This window comes from Paenibacillus aquistagni, from assembly GCF_900177815.1.
In the GTDB taxonomy this organism is placed as follows: Bacteria; Bacillota; Bacilli; order Paenibacillales; family Paenibacillaceae; genus Paenibacillus_B; species Paenibacillus_B aquistagni.
In genome coordinates this window covers 528,358-549,677 of sequence record NZ_FXAZ01000002.1, presented here as the reverse complement: position 1 = coordinate 549,677, position 21,320 = coordinate 528,358, and the positions used below count along the sequence as shown (strand labels likewise).

Genomic DNA, 21,320 nt, shown 5'->3' with positions numbered 1-21,320 from the left:
GATCCTTAATCACAAGGGTAGTACGATCTATTAAAAATTGAAGTGGAGAAAACGGAGATGCGAATTCCGATTTTTATTTAGAATGCGTAAATGGTGCCTCTCTTTTCGCCTTTTTGATACATTTCGTGAAAATACGACTATTTTTTCATAGACTTGTGATTCTCTGTTCATATAATTGGTGATAGTATAGAGATCATGCATAGGTCAATCTTACTATCCAATCGACGAACAGGGAGAACGCAGTAACGATGAAAAAGGTACTCTATGGCATGGTCATTTTGACCTTGGTCTTATTGGACGTGCTTTTAATAACGATGATTATTGAAGTGAAGAAGGGAGAGGTGCTGACCGAGCAGCAAGTGACGGTGATCGAAAAACCGGCTTCCTCTTCTTCTCCAGAAGCTTCTAAAGGGAATACAACGAAGGACGGCGGTACGCAGCATGACAGCACATCCACATCGCCAGTGGATCAGAAGGGACAAGATGAGAGCCGGACTTCTGATAAGAATGCGGGCTCAGATGCCAAGCCTCCGTCCTCTTTGACTTCTTCGAATGCACGACAGACAGGCACTGGATCGATGAAGGGTGTCGTCACCTGGCAGTACAACGATGATGTTGGCACGAAGCCGGATGTTGGGGCTCGGGTGGCGTTGATCAAGTGGAAGCCTAAGCAGAAATATGATGATAAGATATTTGGACTGACTTTGGCTTCAACCGACTCACTAGAGAAGCAAGGCATCTATTCAGCCAAGGCGGACGGCTACGGCAATTATATTCTAGATAACATTCCTGAAGGAACGTATCTATGCATCATACGATCCGAGAAGACGATGAGCGATCTTACGATGGAGGATGAGACCAAGAACGCTATTGACGAGCTGTTTGCGGCGGAGACGAGCGAGAATCTGAAGCGGCATTTAATGACGAAGAAGCATGTTCTAGAGATTGTGGAGATCACCGAAGGCGAAGCGTTTACCTATAGCCATGACTTCGGATATACGTATTTCTAATAGGCGATGTCCCGTATTGCAATACGGTGCGCTAATTCTAATAGGTGAGAAAAATTGTGCAGAGCCCCTCATGGTGAGATTGAGGGGCTGTTAGTGTTGGGCTGAAGCCACGACGAGGTTCAAATATTGGCACAGCTGATAGAGCGCGTGGACCCCGCGGAACTGGGCTTGGCTTCGCTCATTCAGATGCTTCAGGGAAATCTGCGCAGCCTGCTTCACTTGATCAACATGCTGATGATCGAACTCGCTCAGCACCTCTTTGATCACCTCCAATGACCATACCGACAGGCGCAAAGTGCGAATAAGAAGGATCTGCCGCACATGAACGGCGTTAAACTTGCGGTATTGATTATTCTCCTCGCGATTAAGGCTGAGCAAGCCTTGCTTTTCCCAGTAACGAATAGCCGAGGCCGGGACGCCCGTCTCGTGCGAGACTTCGCCAATGGTCATCCAGGTGCGCGCGCGATGAGAAGGCAAATGCTCCAACGCTTGATTCTCCAGCATCGAGAGCGTTCGGTCCGTCATGAGCTTGTCCTGATGCAGTTCTGCTTGCACCGCATGAATCCGCCATAGAACGGCGTCGACCTCTCCGCGATGAATATATGGCATGACTTCAGCTGTAAACTTCATGCCAAAGCCCTGTGACATCCACCAGATGCATTCAAAATAATAAACATGCTCTTCGGTATATATACGATACCCGTTTGCTCCCCGCTCAATAGGGGGGACGAGTCCGTGTGCCTCATAGTTCCTCAGCGTCTCTGTACTGATGCCAAGCCGAGCTGCAATATCAATCGGGCGAATTTTATTCATGACTCCCTCCTGAAAAAGATTGTGTATAAACATTATGATCCTATTGAAGGTTTAGTCAATAGAATGCTTGTAAACAAAGGGTAATAAAGGATAAACCTTAAGACTTGCATGAATGTAGTATGATAGGGTTCTAATTCGATAAAGTTGCGAACATGGTCTATGAGGGATGACCGCTTCACTCCAGCCACTGCTTCATATCGTGACACTCTACGCACATTTCTCGCTTTAGACTTCCGCAACACCATTTTAAGGAGGGATAGCCTTGTTTGAGAGCATTAGGATCAAAGGAGCAAGAGAGCATAACCTGAAGAATATTACGCTTGAGATTCCCAAACACAAGCTGGTTGTGCTGACCGGCCCATCTGGCTCAGGAAAATCCACATTAGCCATGGAGACCTTGCAGAAGGAGTGCCAGCGGCAGTACATGGAGTCGATGGGGATGATTACCGACTCATTCACGAAGCCAAAGGTGGACTCTATTACCGGTCTTTCTCCGTCGATCAGTGTGGGCCAGCATGTTACCAATCGCAATCCGCGCTCCACAGTAGGAACGCTCACGGATATTCATTCCTTCTTAAGATATGTGTACTCGCGAATCGGGAAGCGTCCTTGTCCAACTTGTGGTGAGATGGTGGAGCAGGCGGCAGAGATAGGCGTTGATCAGGGGATGAATGAGGAGGAAGAACGGGAAGGAACGGTATCCTGTCCTTCATGCCGCACTTCACTCTCGAAGCTTACAATGCGTCACTTTTCCTTCAATACGCCTGAAGGGGCCTGTGCGCACTGTGCGGGATTGGGTGAAGTGGCAAGCTTGAATGCAGAAGCTGTGTTTGACCAAGACAAGAGCTTTCGTGAAGGCGGCGTTGTATTCTTGAACGAAGGCCTGATCGAGTATTATGGGAATGTGCTGGCAGCAGCGGGAACGTATTATGGCTTCGAATTTGATCTCGATCTTCCGCTTGAAAAGTATACGGTTGCAGCGAGAGATATGCTGTACTACGGCGCAGAAAGTGAGGAATTCTCCCGTCACTATCCAGATGTTCAGCCTCCAAAGACCGTCTCCAAGGGGAAGTTCGAGGGCATCCTTACGGGCATGTGGCGAAGATTCAAGGAGAAGGATGGGGATGCGGCAGGCGCTTCCTACGGTCATTCGGGCACTTTTTTTACCCAGCAAACCTGTAAGACGTGTCAAGGCAAGCGGCTGAACGAGGAAAGCCGGTCCGTTCAGGTGTATGGAGCCTCTATTGCAAACTTGTCCAGTTGGTCGCTCTCGGATGTTCATGAGTGGATGACGAAGCTTGCAAGCCAGCTGAATGAGCAGGAACGCATGCTGCTGCAGCCGGTCATGGAGGATCTGCCGAGCCGCATCGAGCGCATCGTGAATGTCGGACTGAGCTATCTGAGCTTGGACCGGCAGACGATTACCTTATCCGGAGGCGAAGCCCAGCGCTTAAGACTTGCGACACTGCTCGGCTCTGGGTTAACGGGTGTGCTGTACGTATTGGACGAGCCGTCGAGGGGCCTCCATCCAAAGGATACCGAGGGACTTATTCTTGTGCTGAAGCAGCTTCGGGACCTAGGCAATACGGTACTCGTAATTGAGCATGATCCAGAAATGATGCGTGCTGCTGATCATATCATCGATATGGGCCCTGAGGCGGGAAGCCGGGGCGGCATGATTGTTGGCGAAGGTACCCTGGAGGAGTTGAAGGCTACTCCAGCATCCGTCACTGGAGCTTATCTGAGAGAGGAAGAACAGTCGGTTCCTCCACGCAAGCGAAGGAAAGGGAATGGTCAAGCGCTAACCATTCACAATGCACATCTTCGTAATCTGCGGAATATCGATGTCAGCTTCCCCTTGGGCGCGCTGTCCTCGGTTACTGGGGTATCGGGCTCCGGCAAATCGACGCTGATGTTCGATCTGCTGGCTGAAGGCGGCATCGAGCACGCGAAGCGTCCGGGGTGTGATCGAATCGAAGGCTTGGAGCATATTGAAGAGCTGATCTTGGCTGACCAATCTCCGATTGGACGCATGCAGCGCTCGAATGTGGCGACATACACCGATGTATTCACTCAGCTGCGCAACCTCTTTGCAGGTCAGCCGGAAGCCAAGAAGCAGAAGCTTACCTCGAAGCATTTCTCCTTCAACACGGCTGGCGGGCGCTGCGAGAACTGTCAGGGGCTTGGCGTCGTTACTCTCGATATGAACTTCCTCCCGGACATGGAGGTCACCTGTACGGTATGCCATGGACGCCGCTTCAAAGAGGAGGTCTTGGCGGTTACGTATCAGGGCTATTCGATCTCTGATCTCTTGGACCTGTCCATTGAGGAAAGCCTGGAAGTCTTCGCTTCGGAAAAAAAGATGGCCAGCATGATCGAGCTGCTGTGCGAGGTTGGCCTTGGCTATCTGAACTGGGGACAGTCGGTTCGAACGCTCTCAGGCGGTGAAGGCCAGCGTCTTAAGCTTGCGAAGGAGCTCAGCAAGCGGACGAAGAAGCATACGCTGTATTTGCTGGATGAGCCTTCAACCGGACTCCATCCGAAGGATGCCGCACGCTTGCTTGTGCTGCTGCAGAAGCTGGTGGATGCGGACAATACCGTTATTCTTGTCGAGCACAATATGGATCTGGTTCGCGAGTCCGACTGGGTTGTGGATCTGGGGCCAGAAGGCGGCGAAGCGGGCGGACAGCTGATAGCGATGGGGACGCCTGAGCAGGTGGCAGAACGTCAGGAGTCGCATACGGGTCGGTTCTTGAAGGCTGCGCTAAGCTAATGAAGGAGGAGCAGCTAAAGGCAATACGCCATATAAATAGAAAGGGGACAGTCCGATGACTGTCCCTCTTTCTTTTTTAACAAAACGTTCTCTTATGTTTCTTAGGTCTTTTTATTTACATTTTTCCGTAGAGCTCTCTATGTTTCGATCTGGCACAGAATCTATAAGTATATCGCCAAAGAAATGTCTTAATAAGGGCAGCAGATTAACAGGCTGACAGGTTTATCTGAATCACTGTTGTTCACCGATCAACTGCGTGTGATGGGCAATGAACGCTTGAATCTTGCTTTTGTACGTCTCATAATCGACCTTAATAGCGGCGCCATGGTTGGCATTAGCCGGGAAATACTCCTCATAGCGAGCGTTGTTGCGGTTGCTTTGCTTGCTGTTGATAAGAGTCTCGGTCGTTTCCTTAAAGGGCACTAGCGCATCCGACTGTCCATGAATAAACAACACAGGCAGTGCCGTTGTGTTCATCGCTTGGACAGCTGATACGGAAGCCAGCACATCACGGTCATTCTCGGCAAGCTCATACCGCTCATTAAAGACATGGAGGAAGCGATCAAACAAATAGTTGATATCTTGTTCATCAATGGGAACATTGAGATTCAGTCCAGCTAGGTTGCGCTTGAACTTGTAGGCTCCGTTTTGTCCTTCCAGCTTCGATAGAATGGTGCCTTTGAGATGGCGAAAAGGGATGTTGAGATCCGCATAGCCGCAGTCCTCAATCAAGAGCTTCACATTCGCAGGCACAGCTTCGCCTGCTACCATCATCATCGTAGCGGCCCCCATCGATCCGCCATGCAGATAAATCTCAGAGTCCGGTCCGATCTTCTCGATGACCTGCTCAATCCAGCCTTGCTTATTTGTATAATCATCCTTCTCCTGCAGTCCAAACGAGATGTAATTCCCTTCGCTCTTGCCATGCGCTCTGGCATCTGGCAGAAGAACATTATAGCCAAGGTCGTAATACATCTTGCCCCAAGCGCCATATTTGTCCCCGCTAAGACCAAATCCATGCGCGATGATTACCGTTTTGTTCGTTTCCGTTGTATTTTTTAAAAAGTAGGCGTTTAAAGTAATCGGGTGGGTCATCGCTTTAGCAGAGGACCCTTTGCCTATATAGTAGGTTTCGGAGGTGCGCTGCGTCCAGCGTTCGACTCGTCCTTCTGTGATCTGCTGCTCGAACCAAGCTTGATTATGGTTGAAAATGCGGTAATCCTTGCCATCCTCTGGTGTTGCAAAGCCGGTCTCCGCTTTTGGCAGCAGTTTGCGCTTAAAATCGTTGCCCTCCTTGGACAGGACAATCGTATTAATTTTATTGGACATGACATAAAGACCGTATTTTTTAAATCCAAACACGATGGTGACAAATAACAATCCGACGAAGATCACGATGATGAAGAACTTTTTCAAGACAGCATCCTTCCAATCTTTATCTGTTCTCTCCAGAATCTAGCTTTCTCTATCCTATCTAGATTATAAAGTAGACCGTTCACTCTATCAAATCATCCCGCTGAAGAGGCAATGATTTCAAGAAATACTAGAATTCCAATTTATGGCCTTTAATAAGGAACATTTTTAGCGCGGATTCGTATGAGCTGATGCTTCACGAAGCAGGAATTGCGGTTGAGCGTGAAGAACGGTACTGGCTTGATGTGGTTCACTTAATCTGGGCGAGCCCGTGATGAAATAGGCCCTCGTATTTGGGAATACCTATATACGAAGAATGTTGTACCAATCGTGTTGTCATGTGAAAGGCTTCATTTTTCATTTGGCATGGAGATGAGTATAATGACTTCTATACATTTCGTGAAAGGACATCAAGGGATTCATGTCTAAACAAAAGTGGGTTATCGGTCTTGTTGTGCTGTTGAGTGTATTCGGCCTTGCTTTGTATCCCTTCCTTTCATCATCCTTGGCGGTTAGTCGATTGGTTGATGAGATGGGAGCGCGAACAAACCCCGAAGATAAGCAGAGCGAATCGATGAAGAATGTGGTGCTTATCGCGCAGGAGCTGGATAATCCGTTCTGGAGAATGATTGAAGAGGGAGCGAAGCAAAGGGCTGCTCTATCGAATATGGAGATTCAATATGTTGGACCGATCCGCATCAATGCGGAGGAGCAGCTGAAGCTGCTGGAAAAGGCGATTGCTTCCAAGCCGGATGCGATTCTTGCGCAGGGCATGAATGATCCGACATACAATGAGCTTGTCAGCAAGGCAATGGATCAGGGAATACCTGTAGTAACGGTGGATTCCGACGCGCCGAGCAGCCGCCGTCTGGCTTATGTCGGAACGGATAATCTTGAGGCAGGCAAGCGAATGGGAGAACTCGTGCTCAGTCATGCTGAGCTTGAAGGGAAGATTGGTGTCATCATTGGCAGTGAACAGGCTTATAACCAGAAGCTCAGGCTGGAGGGCTTTGAGTCGGTTATGGCGGAGCATCCGAATTATGAGGTCGTGGACGTGCGCTCATCGAATATCTCGCGAATAGAAGCGGCGAGACAGGCGCAGGAGATGCTGCGCACGCATCCAGATCTAACGGCGATGATCGGGTTCAGTGCTTGGGATGCCGTTGGTGTGGTGGAAGCGCTGCAGAGCGAGCATCGTGAGGTCCGTGTATTTGGTTTTGATGATGTTGAGGCAACGAAGCGAGCGATTGCGGAGGGCAAGATTGCTGCTTCGCTTGTGCAGCAGCCTCGCGAGATCGGCGCCACAGCGGTCGCAGTGCTTCAACAAATTTTTGAAGACAAGCCGTTTCCTGCAACAGCATTTACGAGTACGCAGGTCATCCTGCCATGATGAAGCTGCGCACCAAACTCATCATTTTTATTCCGCTGCTGCTCATCTTGAGCAACAGTGTGTCCTTTTTTATATTCCAGAGCGGGAAGACGGTTCAGCAGAGCTACAATGTCATGCTTGATCGGATATTGCTGTATAAGGAAATTGCGGCTCAGATCGACATCAATCTGCGTGCTCTGAATTATGATTTGTTGGACCAAAGCGATGCTTCACATGAAGCTTACCTGCATGAACGGTCAACGATGAAGCAGCTGAGGGCGTCTTTGGCGGCTCAGCCAAGCAGTCCCGCTGCTGAGGGATTTGTACGCAATTATCGGCATCTGCTCGACACCTTCGCAGAGCAGGAAGCTGCAGTACTTGCGGCAAGAACAGAACCGAATACGCTGAAGTATGTGCCGCTCGTGGAGGAGCTTGAAGCGACAGCAGGCTTCATTCGAGATGAAGGGCATCAGCTGATTGATGCGGAGCTCCGTTATTATCAGCCGTTCTATCGGCAAATCTTTGTCCATACGGAAGCGATGTACCGCACAGGAGCGATCATTTTCGTGGTGAACACGCTGATCAGCGTGGTGGTCGCCTATTGGATCTCGCTTGGCATATCGAAGCCGATCCAAGCGCTCATACGGACGGCCCGCTCCATCTCACAGGGGAATTTGCAGACGAAGACGCCAGCCTTTCCCAGCCATCATGAGTTCTCTGCATTGTCAGAAGCCTTTTCGCGCATGCAGACGGATCTTCAGCATCTGATGGAGCGGGACAAGGCAAGTCTGGAGAAGGATCGCCAGTTGAAGGAATTGGAGCTGCGCGCTCTGCAGAATCAGATGAATCCGCATTTTCTGTTTAATTCCTTGAATGTGCTCTCCAAGCTTGCTCTGCTTGAAGGCGCAGAACGAACGAGCGATCTGACGGTGTCGATGTCCAATCTGCTGCGGTACAACCTCCGCAAGCTGGATCAGCCGGTTCGGTTAAGAGACGAAGTCGAGCAGGCTAAGGAATATTTTACCCTCCAGCAGGCGAGATTTCGCGATCGCATCCAATTTGTGATGCATATCGATGAAGCAGCGCTAGATGTGCTTGTGCCGGTGCTTACGCTGCAGCCGATATTGGAAAATGTCTTTGTGCATGGCATCGAAGGAATGGAAGCAGGGGCGATGGTGACGCTGTCCATTGAACGGCTGGAGCAGGTTGTCCTCATCACGATAGAGGATAACGGAGGCGGAATGAGCGAAGAGACGCGCCAAGCGCTACTTCGAACGGATGCTGGTGCGCCTCAAGCGCGACAAGGCGGGCAGTCTACAGGTCTTGGCACATACAATGTGTTCCGAAGGCTGGAGCTTTTTTATGAGGAGCAGCATCTTGTAGATATTCATAGCGAGCTTGGGGTTGGAACGAAGGTCATGATTCGAATACCGCTTAATGGAAAGGAGGAGCTGCATGTACCGATTGCTGATCGCGGATGATGAGGCTTTGGAAAGGGAGGGGCTTGAGTGGATCATTACGAGAATGATGCCTGAGACCTTCCACATTATTCATGCAAGCAACGGACGCGAGGCGATCCAGAAGGCTGACGAGCATCGGCCGCACATCGTGATGATGGATGTCCAGATGCCGGGCATTCAGGGGTTGGATGCCTTAAAGGAGATTAAAGCGCATAATCCTACCGTGAAAATGGTGCTTGTCACTGCTTATGAGTACTTTGATTATGCTCAGCAAGCCCTATCCTTAGGCGTAAAAGAATATCTGGTTAAGCCCGCTAAGCGCGAGCGCATCGTAACGGTGCTTCAGCGTCTATTGGATGAGATCAAGGAAGAGCGGGCGAGCCGCGGCGAACAGCTTGCGATTCGAGAAAAATATTTGCAGCTGCTTCCACTAGCTGAAACGGAGCTGGCCTTGGCCTTTATGTCAGATCGCACTCATGGGCGCGAGGTTGAGGCACAACGACTGGCAGAGCTGTTGGAGCTGTCATGGCAGCAAGGGCTTGCGCTTGTCATTGCTTTGAAGCAAGCGGACGCTTCGAATTCGCCGCAGGCAGCAGAGGATCGAAGGAAGCCGATTGCTGATACTGTAAGAGGGCTGCTTAGTGAGCAGATCAAAGATCGATACAGATGGATCGCAAGCCCGCTGCTGCATGAGCATATCGTGATCTTTCTATTTGCAAGAGAAGGAATGGAAGAGGATGTTCTGCTGCAGGAACTTCGTGAGCTTGGGACAGCGCTCCTGAAGCCATTGGAGCAGCGTTGCGCCATTCAAGCATCGATTGGAATAGGGTCTATTCAAACGCAGCTTAAGGGCATGCGCCGATCCTATGACGAGGCTGTCTTCGCATCCACTTATCCGAGTAGTTGGGGCCGCCTTTGTGTGTTCAAGGATTTGCAGCATCCTGCACAGGAGGAATACAAGCAGCAGGCGGAGCGGGTGAGCGATAAGGCTGCTTCCGAACGATCTTATGTCGAGCTTGCAATCAAGCGCATACGCGAGGAACGTGAGCAGCACACCTACAATGTGGTGGAGCGCGCGGCTGCCTATATTCAAGAACGCTATCAGGAGGAACTGTCTCTTGAAGAGGTGGCGGAGCAGGTACATCTTAACCCGCATTATTTCAGCAAAGTATTCAAGCAGCAGACTGGCGAGACCTTCATTGATTATGTCACAAGGCTTCGAATTGATAAAGCGAAGGCGCTTATTCTGGAAGGGCAGTTCAGCCTTAAGGAAGTCTGCTATATGATCGGATACAAGGACCCGAATTATTTTAGCCGAGTGTTCAAAAAGGTTACAGGCGTCACGCCAACAGAATACCGCACTCGCTGAATATCGTCCATGTCTATAACCTTAGGCATGGACTTTTTTGTGCTTAATAACAAGATTATGCTAGTTTGCGGGCAATGTTTGGAAACGCATTCGCATGGGAACGATATTATGCTGATGATGCGCAAGGAAGTGAAGGATACCGCTGTCATGCAAGGGCAAGTTGAGTGCTATAATGAGACTCGTCTTCATGATAACACTCACAAAGGAGTGCAAATAAATGGATAAACAACATGGCGAACACAATCAGATAAATATGAAATATGTTACGCTTGTGTCGATTGTAGCAGCACTTGGCGGCTTATTGTTCGGATTTGATACTGCTGTGGTTTCTGGTGCAATCGGTTTCATGAAAGAAAAATTCGGCTTGAATGAGTTTCAGGTGGGCTGGGCTGTATCAAGCTTGATCGTAGGCTGTATTCTGGGAGCTGCGCTCACAGGCATCATAGCGGATAAGTTCGGTCGCAAAAAGGTGCTGATTGCTGCGGCGCTGCTGTTCATTATCGGTACGCTTGGCTCGGCTATTCCTTCAACCTTCTCAGGGTACATTATTGCCCGAATGATTGGCGGTCTTGGAATTGGCATTACGTCCACGCTGTGTCCGCTGTATAATGCGGAGATTGCGCCTGCGAAATATCGCGGCCGATTGGTTGCGTTGAACCAGCTGGCTGTTGTAACCGGTATCTTCGTCGTTTACTTCGTAAACATGGGCATCGCCGGCATGGGGGATCATGCTTGGGGTGTTGATAATGCGTGGCGCTGGATGTTTGGCGTAGGTGTCATCCCTGGTGTCCTCTTCTTGGTGCTGCTCTTCTTCGTTCCTGAGAGCCCGAGATGGCTGATTACCCAAGGTCGTCCTGCAGATTCACTGCCCATCTTAGTTAAGATTCATGGCGAGGAGCTGGCGCGTCAAGAGGTGCTTGATATTAAAGAGTCCTTCAAGGAGAAGCAGGGCTCGCTGCGCGATCTGTTCAAGCCGGGCTTGCGCCTTGCTCTAATCGTCGGCGTGATGCTGGCGGTGCTCCAGCAGGTGACAGGCATTAATGCGGTGATGTATTATGCACCTGAGATCTTTAAGCAGGCGGGCGCAGGCACGAACGGAGCGCTTGTACAGACCATTATGGTTGGCTTTATTAACTTTATTTTTACGATTCTCGCTCTATGGCTGATTGACCGTGTGGGACGCAAGGCGCTGCTGCTGATCGGCTCTTCCTTGATGGCGGTGTGTCTGCTCGTTATCGGGTTTGCCTTCCAAACTGGGCATACCTCTGGACTGTTGATCTTGATCAGTATTCTCGTCTATGTAGCAGCCTTTGCTATTTCACTTGGACCTGTGGTCTGGGTCATTATGTCCGAGATCTTCCCAAATCATATTCGTGGAAAAGCTACCGCGATTGCTTCTATGATGCTGTGGCTGGCAGACTACGTGGTGTCGCAATCCTTCCCGCCGCTGCTGTCTTCCGCGGGACCTGCGATTACATTCTGGATCTTCGGCGTGCTTGCCCTGTTCACGTTCTTGTTCACATGGCGTGTCGTTCCCGAAACGAAGGGCAAGTCGCTGGAGCAGATCGAAGAGATATGGTCTGCGAAGCAGGCTTAAGGCGATTGTTGCGATAATTGAATTGGACAGCATACATTTACAGGACATTTTCACAAAATGGAATTCGCCGGATTCAAATCAACCACCCCACTTTGTACAAGAGATAAACAGAATCTCCAAGGCCAGATATTGTCTGGCCAAGGGGGCACTGGGAAATCGTACTTTGTTGGGGTGGTTTTTACGATGTAGAGACAAGTATTCTAATCACGAACTCATGGATGTGTCACAAAAGAGAAGCGGACCTCGTCTTATGGTTGTAATCAAATGAATGACATAAAAATCATGAGGTGATTAGAATGGAACTGCGACTAAATTGGAGACAGGTGAATCCACAAGCCTTTCAAGCGATGCTGGAGCTGGATAAAAAGGTCAGCGGCGAATTCACAGATAAGGTGCTGCTGGAGTACATCAAGATCCGCGCTTCTCAATTGAATGGCTGTGCTTTCTGCCTGGATATGCACACGGCGGACCTATTGAGGATGGGGGACTATACCCAGCATATTATTCAGCTAAGTGTATGGAGGGAGTCGCCCCTTTTCACAGCGAAGGAAAAGGCCGTGCTGGAGCTAACCGAGCATGTCACGAAGGTGGCTGATGCAGGCGTGCCGGATGAAGTCTATGCTAGCGTTAGAGCGCACTTCGATGAGAAGGAGTATGTGGACCTGATCATGGCGATTCTCACGATCAATGGCTGGAATCGGATCGCCGTTGCATCGGGCATGTATCCGGGCTGCTTTGATAAGGAATAAAATCGAACAAGGATATGGCTGTCGAGGAGATTCTCGGCAGCTTTTTAATGTCTTTTTCCAAGCAATGAAATGAAACGATTCATGAAGCGCTAGGGCTGCGGCTAGGATGGATTAACCACTTGAACAAGGTTATTGGTGATGAAGGCGGATCATCATGGAGATGATCCGATCTCACTTCCATAGCTGCAGCTATTTTATTCATCTATGTTCTGCAATGCACGCAAGAAGCTATGGCTGAAGTTCAATTGACAGAAGATCCTTGGACACCACGAACGTCGCGGTGAACTCCTCATTCATAAGGTCCATTACCTCAATGCTCCATGCATCCCCTTCAGTAATAGTCCCTACCGCGGGGTACTTGATCGCCTTATTCTCTTTCATCCATGCAAATAAAGTCTGCAGCATCGCTGTTTCCTCTGGCGAGCTCTTGATCTCGACAAGTCGAGCTGGAGCACGAAGCGGAAAAGGGCTGTTCAGCTCATGTGTTTGGTAGTAAACCTCTACCTTCGTGCCAACCTCAAGGCTTGTCACCCCGCTTTTGATGAGTGCCGTCGAGCGTTTATCAAAAGCGATGCCTAGGACCAGCGTCGTTTTATTCTCTTTGTCCTTATGATAGACATAACCGATGAAGTCAGGCTCCTTGCTGCTGCAGCCGCTGATCAGGCATAGGACAGCCAAGCATGATAGCAGCAGAATGCTGGCTTTCGTCAACCTCATTTTCTTTCTCCCTCTTTCCGACACTTTTTTCCGGCTGGATATAATTGAACTCCTCTTATTAGGGTAACAAGCAATAAGGCCGCTCTGTTGCAGGGGAAGTGGCCGACAAGCTCACTTGATTATAAAAAAATCGCTAAAAAACTTGCAAGAAACTTAAAAATAAAAGTGAAAACACTATAAACCAAACATATGTTCGTCGTTTTATACTGATAACGTGGACATCGTGAGTACAGAGAACCAACCTTAAGAGCTTGTTGAGATCGTATCGAGAGGCGATCCCGATCCATCCACATGACGAAAGATCATAGCTCTTCCAATTCCAGCCCTCAGCTGATTGCGGCTTGGCAGAACCCTTGTTGTCGACGGCACAGTGACAGCGCAAGGAAGTGTCTTGTCAGCACATGATGAGGAGTCTAAAGGGGAGGTGGAACTCTCTTGCTCAACAATTCGCTACCAGATCTCGGGCAGGGAGCTGTAGCAGAAGGAAAGGAGATGAAGCAATCTTTGATTGGCCAAGGCATTATTAGTGGGATCGTAGCGAGTCTTCAAGCGAAGCTCGTGGGGGTTCCCATTTACACCGAGAAGGTGGAACAGGATGCAGTCAAGCCATACCTGATGGTGAAGCTGCAATCGGTCTCTCATGATCAGCGCATGAATGGCCGCTTCGCACGTGGATACACTTTCGATATCGAGCTTCACAGCGACACGTATGCACAAGCCTATGAATGGCTTGAGCAGATGCTGGAAGTGCTGGTTGAGATCGAGGCAGAAGATGGGCCGCTCCGCGGTACAGACGTAAAGGCCGAGATGAAGGAAGGCGTGCTGCATGTTGGAGTGAGCTATGTCGTTCAGCTTATGAAGCAAACGGCCAAGCCGCCAATCATGCAGCAGCTTGAGCAGCGCGAGCTCATCGCGCAGGGAGGGTAGTTATGCAGGAGATCAACATGATGAACGAGCCAGTCGTTCATACCACTCGTGATCAAGCTGAGAAAGCACAAAAGCAGTCTCCTCAATTCACGAAGGAACAGTTCTTGCGCTCCGCACGCTACAGCGGTGCCGAGAAGGACGTGCTAAGCGTCATTCTGCAAGAAGATGAGACATATCGTCTCGAGCAAATTGAAGAACAATTCACACAATTTATTATGAGGGAGGTCCAATAATGGCAGGAGGAACATGGACAGTTCAGAATAAGGTACGCCCAGGCGTATATATTAATTTTCAATCAGAAGGCGGTGCGGTAGGCAGCGTCAGTGAACGAGGAATCGTCACTTTCCCAATGGTGGCAGACTGGGGAACGGCTCGCGAAGTGATCGCAGTTGATTCCGAAACGAAATTGGAGCAGGTGCTCGGCTATCCGCTCAGCCATCCACGCATGCTGCTTGTACGAGAAGCATTGAAGCGTGCGCAGCAGGTGCTGTTGTATCGTGTGAACGAGGGAACGAAGGCTAAGGTAACTGCTGAGGCCTTTACCGCTACTGCGAAGCATGGCGGTGTACGAGGCAACGATATTAAGATCGTGATTCAGCCGAATATCGATGATGCGAATCAATTCGACGTTCAAACGATCGTAGATGGCCGTATCAAGGATACGCAAACGGTCAATGACGGCACAGCGCTTAAGGCCAACGATTGGGTAACTTATGAAGCGACGACATTGACGGCTACAGCAGGACTCATTCTTGCTGGCGGCGACAACGGCACTACTACCAATGGCGACTACAGCGATTATCTGACCATGATTGAGCGCTATGAGTTCCATACGCTTGCTCTGCCAAGCGAAGATGAGAGCTTGAAGGGACTCGTGAGCGCATTCGTGAAGCGGCTGCGCGATCAGGAAGGCAAAAAGGTGCAGGTCGTGGTGGCAAACGCGGCTGCAGCCGATCATGAGGGTATCATTAACGTGAAAAACGGAGTTGTTCTCGCAGACGGCACGCGTATTGAAGCTGCACAAGCCACGGTATGGGTAGCTGCTGCTACAGCAGGTGCCGGCGTGAATGAAGCGTTGACGTATCAAGCCTACGATGACGCGGTAGATGCTACGGTCCGTTATACGAACAGTGAGGTTGAAGCTGCGCTTAAGAAAGGCGAGTTCGTCTTTGTTCACAACAAAGGCCGTGCGCTCGTCGAGCAGGATATCAACTCGCTTATCACCTTTACACCGGAGAAGACGAAAGCATTCTCTAAAAACCGTGTCGTGCGCGTGCTGGACAGCATTGCGAATGATCTGAAGCAGATCTTTGATTCGAGCTATATCGGCAAAGTGAACAACAATCAGGATGGACGCAATTTGTTCAAGTCCGAGATCATTCAATACTTGAATCAGCTGCAGGGCATCTCTGCTATCCAAGAGTTTGACCCGCAGCAGGATGTAACTGTCCTAGCAGGTAATGACTCAGATGCCGTATACTGTGAGCTGAATGTGAAGCCGGTGGATGCAGTAGAGAAAATTTATATGAAAGTGTCGATTCGATAAGGAGGGGTATACATGGCATATTTGAAGGCAAGAGATACGATTAGCGGTCAAGAGGGCCGTGCATATTTGCAAATGAATGGTCAGCAAGAGGAAATGTTCTATATCAAAACGCTGGAAGCTTCTATTGAGAAGAGCAAGGCAGAGGTGAAAACGCTCGGCAAACGCGGTACACAGCATAAATCTACAGGCTGGTCGGGTACAGGCAGCATGACGATCTATTATGTTACTACGAAGTTCCGCAAGCTGATGATGGAATATATCAAAAACGGCGTAGATACGTACTTTGACATCATGGTGGTTAATGAAGATCCTTCCTCTACCATTGGCAGACAGTCAGTCGTATTGCATGGTGTGAATTTGGACTCTGTTATCATGGCTAAGCTTGATACCGAAAGTGAAGCGATGGAAGAGGAAACGAACTTCACGTTCGAAGACATTTCGATTCTAGAAGACTTTGTTAATCCAGTATTGGGAGGTTAAGCATCATGAGTGATTTGAGTTTGTTTTTTGCAGACGCAGCAGCAGCGGAGTTGACCGATGAAGTGGTGATTTCGACTCGATTCAAAGACAAGGACGGTCAGCCGGTAAAATGGAAGCTTCGTGCAATTACAGAAGAGATCAACGCAGAGATTAAAAAGGCGTGCACGAAGAAGGACAAGAAGGGCCGCGTTGAATTCGACAACAACGAATATTTGACGAAGGTTGCAGTTGAGGGAACGGTATTTCCTAACCTGAAGGACGCGAAGCTTCAGCAGTCCTATGGCGTGCTTGGAGCAGACTCTTTGCTCAAGAAGATGCTGCTAGCGGGCGAATTCTCCTTGCTTGCAGAGAAGGTCAGCGACCTTAGCGGCTTCAACCTGTCTCTTCAGGAGCAAGTGGAAGAAGCAAAAAACTAATCGAGGGGGGCGACGCAGAGGCGAACTACGCCTACTACGCCCTCCACAAGCTCCGCATTATGCCGTGGGAGTTTGCAGAGCTGAACCATCGGCAGAAGGCTTTTCTCATCGCAGCGATCGATGTGAGATTGAAAGCCGAGAAGGAGCAGGAAGACAAGATGAAGCGATCAAGCAAACGCAAATAGCAAGCTTGATTGTGTGAAAGTAAATAAGTGATGGAATGATAGAGGCACTTCTTCAAGGAGTGCCTTTGTTGTTCTGTTCATGATAGAAAGTGGGTGAATGAATGTCTGAAATGTCCATTGTCCCATACACCGGAAATGATTCACTTCAAATTATTGATCCTAGGCCAATCCAGAGATCTTTGCAATTAGTTGAAAAAATGAACCAATCAACAGCTCATATGCGATTGCTTTTCATGGGGGTAGTCAATATTTTTCCCACTATTAACAATCACATTATTGATATGAGTAACAGTCAAGATAAAGTGAATGAGAAGGTGGAGGAAGGTGAAAAAAAGGCTAGCGGATTTGGGACAGCTTTGAAATTAGCTCAAGCAGGCATGAAACAATTAGTAGCCGCATCTGGTACCGTTGCAGGCATGATGGCACAGGCTGAAACGTTGCAAGAAATGAATACAAGGTTATCTTTATTCAATGATGGAACGCAAACGAATGCAGAGCTTCAAAAAAAGGTATTTGATGTAGCGCAGCGTACGGGTCAGTCGTATGGCGATACTGTTGGAATCATGAACAAGATCGGTGTGGGTGCAAATAAATTGTTCGGCAGCAATGACGCACAGCTTCAATTTATTGAAAGCTTCAACCAAGCACTGAGTCTAAGTGGTTCAAATGCAAGTCAATCAGAGGCCGCTGTTAGCCAGCTTGCTTCTGCATTCTCGGGTGGAACGATGAAAGGGGATGGGTTGACTGCTTTAGCAGAAAATGCACCAATGGCATTAAAGACCCTCTCTGATGGCTTGGGTGTTAGTCAAGCAAAGCTAATGGAGATGGCTGATCAAGGACAGCTGACTGCGGATCAAATCGTTCAAGCGTTTGCCAATCAGAAAGGGTCTCTTAATAGTGCGTTTAATGAGATGCCTGCAACTTTTAGCGGGAGCATGACCCAGCTTCAAAACATCTGGGGACAGTGGCTCTTAGGTCTTAATCAGGCTGACGGTCCTTTCCAAGCGATTATTCAACGAATGCAGGAACTGATCATGTGGCTGCAGTCACCGGCGGGCATTGATTTTATGAATCAGTTAGCTTCAATGGCGGGTTTCCTTATCAATGTTTTTCTTGGTGTGGCTGATGTTGTAGGCGGAGTAGCCAGAGTCATTGCTGAGAACTTCAACATTATCCTCCCGATCTTAGGAGCTGTTATCGCGGGATTTGTGATCTATAAAGCGGTCATTATGGCAACAACCATGGCTACTGAGATGATGACTGCAGCAAAAACCGTTTGGAATGCCGTAACCAAAGGAGTGACAGCGGCCCAAACTGTGCTGAATGCTGTTATGGCAGCCAACCCCATTCTACTAATTGTAATGCTGGTCGTTGCTTTAATTGGAGTATTTGTTCTGCTGTGGAATACTAATGATGCATTTGCAGCAGCAATGATGAGAGCTTGGAATGCTGTGCTCAACTTCTTTGATCAAGCATGGATCTTTATTATGAAGGGCTTTTATGGTTTGCTTAATTTCTTTGATACGATCAAGCTTGGTATTGCACTGTTATTTGAGGCCATTATTAATGATGGTATCAATATGATTAACGATTTTATTAATTTGCTTAAAAATATCCCTGGCGTCGCAATAGAAGTGATCCCTCAATATGTGGGGAAATCTGCTGAAATTGCGGCTGAAAATGCTCAGAAACAGCAGGAGCGAAATGCTAAAATCGGGGAAATGGAGCAAAAGGCAGAAGCCAATAGAGTTGATCGTGAAGCAAAAGTAGATAAGATGCTCAATGATCGAGCAGCAGCTAAGGCGAAAGAAGAAGCAGACAAAAAGCTCGCAGACATGAATAAGCTGGGTCCTGGAGGCCAGCAGGGAGACCTTTGGAATAAGTGGGAAAAGGGGTCTTCCCCTATAAAACCTACTGGAACCGGAGGAGGCATCGGCCTTGGAGCTGGTATTGGCGGAGCAGCTGCCTCAGCTACGGCTGTAGCTGAAGGGGGAAATCTAAACAATATCAACAAGATTGGTGAAATTAACAAGGTCAACGAGACGGTCAATATTTCAAGTGATGACTTGAAGACGATGCGAGAACTGGCTGAGATGAAGAGTATCCAGAACTTTGTTACGTTAACGCCTCAAGTATCATTAACCACGGGCGATATTAATAGCGGTTATGACTTTAAGACGGTCGTGCAGCGATTAGCGAACACGCTAGAAGAAGAGATGGTCGGTGCAGCAGAGGGGGTATTTGTATGATTATGAAAGGTGGTTACATTCCAGCAGCTGCGGCTTACAAGCAACCGAGAAAGCATGAGCTTGCCAAGCTTCTTAAGGAATTTAGAATGTGGCTGTCCTACAACAACCAGGAGGAAGTGCTTCTATTTCCCGTAAATCCTTCTCAAATTGAAATCACCGGAGGAAATGATACCTCCACATATGAGATTTCGAAGCTAGGCCAGATTGCAACCATTAAATCACCTAAGCTACGAACCTTTTCATTTGAGAGTGAATTTCCTAAACAATCGATTCATTATCAGGTCTGGGAGGAAATCTTAGCTCCCCAGTATTGTATCGAAAGAATCGAAAAATGGATGACAAAGAAACGCCCGCTGCGCTTTACGATGGTAGGTGATATGTTCAACCTCAACTTTCCAGTAACTATCAAAAATTTCACCTATAGTCAAGAAGCAGGGCATGACTGCGTCTATTTCAAGCTGGATTTGGAAGAGTACCGGTTCTATGCGGCTAGGAGGGTCATACCGAATGCTAATCGTCAACCTGGAAAATAAGGACGGCATTATCTGGGATATTACGGAGATTGTCAGCAGCTTAACATGGAAGACGGAGCGAAGCGGCAAGGCTGGGGTAGCCAAGTTTGATCTTACCCTGACAGGAATCTATCAGAGCAAGGATTTCAAGCTGGAGGAGGGCGCTGCTATACGCTGCACTTGGAAGACTTCCCCGGTATTCTATGGCTATCTATTCAGCATCAGCAAGAAGATGGATGGCTCTGTCTCCATCACGGCCTACGATCAGCTTCGTTATTTTGATATGACGGATACCTATATTATTGAAAAGAAAATTACTGCAGCTGCACTTCTAAAGAAGATCGCCAATGATTATGGGTTGAAGACAGGCATGATTGCAGATACAAAGTATCCACTGCCTGATGCTATTCATGATAAAAAGAAGCTGTACGATATTATCTGCACAGCTTTGGATCAGACCTATATGGCGAAGTATGGCATGTTTATTATGTATGATGATTTTGGCTCCATTGCGCTCAAAAATATTCGCCAAATGGCCTTGTTAAGTGTTATCGGGGATAAGAGTCTGTTAACGGATTTCTCTTATGAGAGCTCCATAGATAAAGAGACTTACAACATCGTTCAATTTATTCAAGAGAACAAGGAAAAGGGGACTCGCAGGGTATTCACGAGAACCGATCCCGACAACATTCGCAAGTGGGGGAACCTCAAATATTACAAATCCATTGATGAAAAGCTGAATGATGGCCAGATTAAGGACATTCTGGACGCAACCTTTGAGTTGTACAATCGGAAAACGGAAACGTTAAAGCTGGATTCATTAGGGGACCTCAATATTCGCGCAGGCTGCTTTATATGGCTTGAAATTGAAGATCTTCAATTAAGCCAATACATGCTTGTAGAGAGCTGTGAGCATAAGTTTGCAGGAGATGAGCACACGATGAGCTTAACGATGAGGGTGGTGAGAAATGATGCTGTCAACAGCAATTAAGAAGATCGCATTAAATACAACGAATGCATCTGCGCCAGTGAGTATTATATATGGGGTTGTGCTTCAATCACAGCCTTTGCAAATTCAAGTCGATCAACGCTTCACGCTGAGTGAGGCGTTTTTAATTGTACCCGAAAGCTTGATGAGGAAGGAGCTTGACCTGACGACTGGTGAAGTGACTTGGGGAAGTGCTTCTTCGGGTTCCAGCGGCTCCAGTGATTCGAACGAAGGAACGGGCAAGAAAGCAATTTTGCAAGAAGGTCTTCAATCAGGGGATCAGGTCATTCTGCTGCGTGTGCAGGGCGGACAGAGCTATCTGGTGCTCGATAAGGTGGTGAGCGTTTGATTCCACAAGGCGCAAGGCTGCTGCCTGACATGGAGCAAGAACTTCGTCCGATGGCCTCTTACACCTATGCGCTGGACCTGGAGCGCAACCGGTTTATTGGCATGACGGACGGTACAGCGGCTTTGAAGCAGGCGATATACAAGATTCTGTCGACAGAAAAGGAATACTACTCGATTTATAGCGATGAATATGGAATCCATGCGAGAAGTTTGATCGGACAAGATCCCATTCTCGTGCGAGCAGAGCTGGAGTATCGGATAAAGGAGGCGCTGCTCATGGATGACCGCATCCTTGATGTGCAGCATTATGATTTGAGCTATGACGAGGATCATTCAACGCTGTCTTTTACCGTCGTCAGCACTTTAGGAGATATAGACATTCAGGAGGTGATGTAACCG

The 21,320-nt window shown here is 48.5% G+C and carries 21 protein-coding genes; 18 read left to right on the top strand and 3 right to left on the bottom strand.

The window, feature by feature from the left end:
* Window positions 1-248: 248 nt before the first annotated feature.
* Complete coding sequence (locus B9Y93_RS11205; RefSeq protein WP_085494484.1) at window positions 249-1,010, top strand: hypothetical protein; 762 nt, start codon at window positions 249-251, stop codon at window positions 1,008-1,010.
* A gap of 90 nt (window positions 1,011-1,100) precedes the next feature.
* On the opposite strand, the gene B9Y93_RS11200 is transcribed toward B9Y93_RS11205, so the two are convergent.
* Window positions 1,101-1,823: a MerR family transcriptional regulator gene (locus B9Y93_RS11200; RefSeq protein WP_085494483.1), complete on the bottom strand. Its 723-nt coding sequence runs from the start codon at window positions 1,821-1,823 to the stop codon at window positions 1,101-1,103.
* Between the two features lie 262 nt (window positions 1,824-2,085).
* On the opposite strand from B9Y93_RS11200, the gene uvrA reads away from it, so the two are divergent.
* Window positions 2,086-4,596 carry an excinuclease ABC subunit UvrA gene (uvrA, locus tag B9Y93_RS11195; RefSeq protein WP_085494482.1) on the top strand — a complete coding sequence of 837 codons (2,511 nt, stop codon included), beginning with the start codon at window positions 2,086-2,088 and terminating at the stop codon, window positions 4,594-4,596.
* A 231-nt stretch (window positions 4,597-4,827) separates the two neighbouring features.
* On the opposite strand, the gene B9Y93_RS11190 is transcribed toward uvrA, so the two are convergent.
* Entirely contained in the window at window positions 4,828-6,012 is a 1,185-nt protein-coding gene (locus B9Y93_RS11190) for an alpha/beta hydrolase (RefSeq protein ID WP_085494481.1), read from the bottom strand.
* 418 nt (window positions 6,013-6,430) lie between these two features.
* Here B9Y93_RS11190 and B9Y93_RS11185 point away from each other — a divergent pair, with 418 nt between their 5' ends.
* From B9Y93_RS11185 to B9Y93_RS11165, 5 genes are all read left to right on the top strand, one after another.
* Entirely contained in the window at window positions 6,431-7,399 is a 969-nt protein-coding gene (locus tag B9Y93_RS11185) for a sugar-binding protein (protein ID WP_085494480.1), read from the top strand.
* A complete protein-coding gene (locus B9Y93_RS11180; protein WP_244903371.1) occupies window positions 7,396-8,859 on the top strand; it encodes a sensor histidine kinase in 1,464 nt (487 codons plus the stop codon). Before B9Y93_RS11185 ends, B9Y93_RS11180 begins: the two co-directional genes overlap by 4 nt.
* The gene (locus tag B9Y93_RS11175) at window positions 8,834-10,207 is read left to right on the top strand and encodes a response regulator transcription factor (RefSeq protein WP_085494479.1); all 1,374 of its coding nucleotides are present in this window, start codon (window positions 8,834-8,836) and stop codon (window positions 10,205-10,207) included. The genes B9Y93_RS11180 and B9Y93_RS11175 overlap by 26 nt, the downstream gene beginning before the upstream one ends.
* Before the next feature lie 217 nt (window positions 10,208-10,424).
* Window positions 10,425-11,804 carry a sugar porter family MFS transporter gene (locus B9Y93_RS11170; RefSeq protein WP_085494478.1) on the top strand — a complete coding sequence of 460 codons (1,380 nt, stop codon included), beginning with the start codon at window positions 10,425-10,427 and terminating at the stop codon, window positions 11,802-11,804.
* Between the two features lie 296 nt (window positions 11,805-12,100).
* Window positions 12,101-12,553, top strand: coding sequence for a carboxymuconolactone decarboxylase family protein (locus tag B9Y93_RS11165; protein WP_085494477.1), 453 nt, complete (start codon window positions 12,101-12,103; stop codon window positions 12,551-12,553).
* A 228-nt stretch (window positions 12,554-12,781) separates the two neighbouring features.
* Here B9Y93_RS11165 and B9Y93_RS11160 read toward each other — a convergent pair whose 3' ends face one another.
* Window positions 12,782-13,270: a hypothetical protein gene (locus tag B9Y93_RS11160; RefSeq protein WP_085494476.1), complete on the bottom strand. Its 489-nt coding sequence runs from the start codon at window positions 13,268-13,270 to the stop codon at window positions 12,782-12,784.
* A 435-nt stretch (window positions 13,271-13,705) separates the two neighbouring features.
* Here B9Y93_RS11160 and B9Y93_RS11155 point away from each other — a divergent pair, with 435 nt between their 5' ends.
* From B9Y93_RS11155 to B9Y93_RS11110, 11 genes are all read left to right on the top strand, one after another.
* Window positions 13,706-14,197 (top strand): phage tail terminator family protein, encoded by a 492-nt coding sequence (locus tag B9Y93_RS11155; RefSeq protein WP_085494475.1) that lies wholly within the window; start codon window positions 13,706-13,708, stop codon window positions 14,195-14,197.
* A gap of 2 nt (window positions 14,198-14,199) precedes the next feature.
* Window positions 14,200-14,430, top strand: coding sequence for a hypothetical protein (locus B9Y93_RS11150; RefSeq protein WP_085494474.1), 231 nt, complete (start codon window positions 14,200-14,202; stop codon window positions 14,428-14,430).
* Window positions 14,430-15,743 carry a phage tail sheath family protein gene (locus tag B9Y93_RS11145; protein WP_085494473.1) on the top strand — a complete coding sequence of 438 codons (1,314 nt, stop codon included), beginning with the start codon at window positions 14,430-14,432 and terminating at the stop codon, window positions 15,741-15,743. The genes B9Y93_RS11150 and B9Y93_RS11145 overlap by 1 nt, the downstream gene beginning before the upstream one ends.
* Before the next feature lie 12 nt (window positions 15,744-15,755).
* A complete protein-coding gene (locus B9Y93_RS11140) occupies window positions 15,756-16,223 on the top strand; it encodes a phage tail tube protein (RefSeq protein ID WP_085494472.1) in 468 nt (155 codons plus the stop codon).
* Window positions 16,224-16,228: 5 nt separating this feature from the next.
* On the top strand, window positions 16,229-16,639 hold the full coding sequence (locus tag B9Y93_RS11135) for a phage tail assembly chaperone (protein ID WP_085494471.1): 411 nt from the start codon (window positions 16,229-16,231) through the stop codon (window positions 16,637-16,639).
* A gap of 59 nt (window positions 16,640-16,698) precedes the next feature.
* Window positions 16,699-16,824 carry a hypothetical protein gene (locus tag B9Y93_RS25050; protein ID WP_280522889.1) on the top strand — a complete coding sequence of 42 codons (126 nt, stop codon included), beginning with the start codon at window positions 16,699-16,701 and terminating at the stop codon, window positions 16,822-16,824.
* Between the two features lie 101 nt (window positions 16,825-16,925).
* On the top strand, window positions 16,926-19,073 hold the full coding sequence (locus tag B9Y93_RS11130; RefSeq protein ID WP_085494470.1) for a tape measure protein: 2,148 nt from the start codon (window positions 16,926-16,928) through the stop codon (window positions 19,071-19,073).
* On the top strand, window positions 19,070-19,606 hold the full coding sequence (locus B9Y93_RS11125) for a hypothetical protein (protein WP_085494469.1): 537 nt from the start codon (window positions 19,070-19,072) through the stop codon (window positions 19,604-19,606). The genes B9Y93_RS11130 and B9Y93_RS11125 overlap by 4 nt, the downstream gene beginning before the upstream one ends.
* Window positions 19,581-20,576 (top strand): XkdQ/YqbQ family protein, encoded by a 996-nt coding sequence (locus B9Y93_RS11120; protein ID WP_085494468.1) that lies wholly within the window; start codon window positions 19,581-19,583, stop codon window positions 20,574-20,576. The genes B9Y93_RS11125 and B9Y93_RS11120 overlap by 26 nt, the downstream gene beginning before the upstream one ends.
* Window positions 20,554-20,922 carry a DUF2577 domain-containing protein gene (locus B9Y93_RS11115; protein ID WP_085494467.1) on the top strand — a complete coding sequence of 123 codons (369 nt, stop codon included), beginning with the start codon at window positions 20,554-20,556 and terminating at the stop codon, window positions 20,920-20,922. Before B9Y93_RS11120 ends, B9Y93_RS11115 begins: the two co-directional genes overlap by 23 nt.
* Window positions 20,919-21,317 carry a DUF2634 domain-containing protein gene (locus B9Y93_RS11110; protein WP_085494466.1) on the top strand — a complete coding sequence of 133 codons (399 nt, stop codon included), beginning with the start codon at window positions 20,919-20,921 and terminating at the stop codon, window positions 21,315-21,317. Before B9Y93_RS11115 ends, B9Y93_RS11110 begins: the two co-directional genes overlap by 4 nt.
* Window positions 21,318-21,320 lie beyond the last annotated feature (3 nt).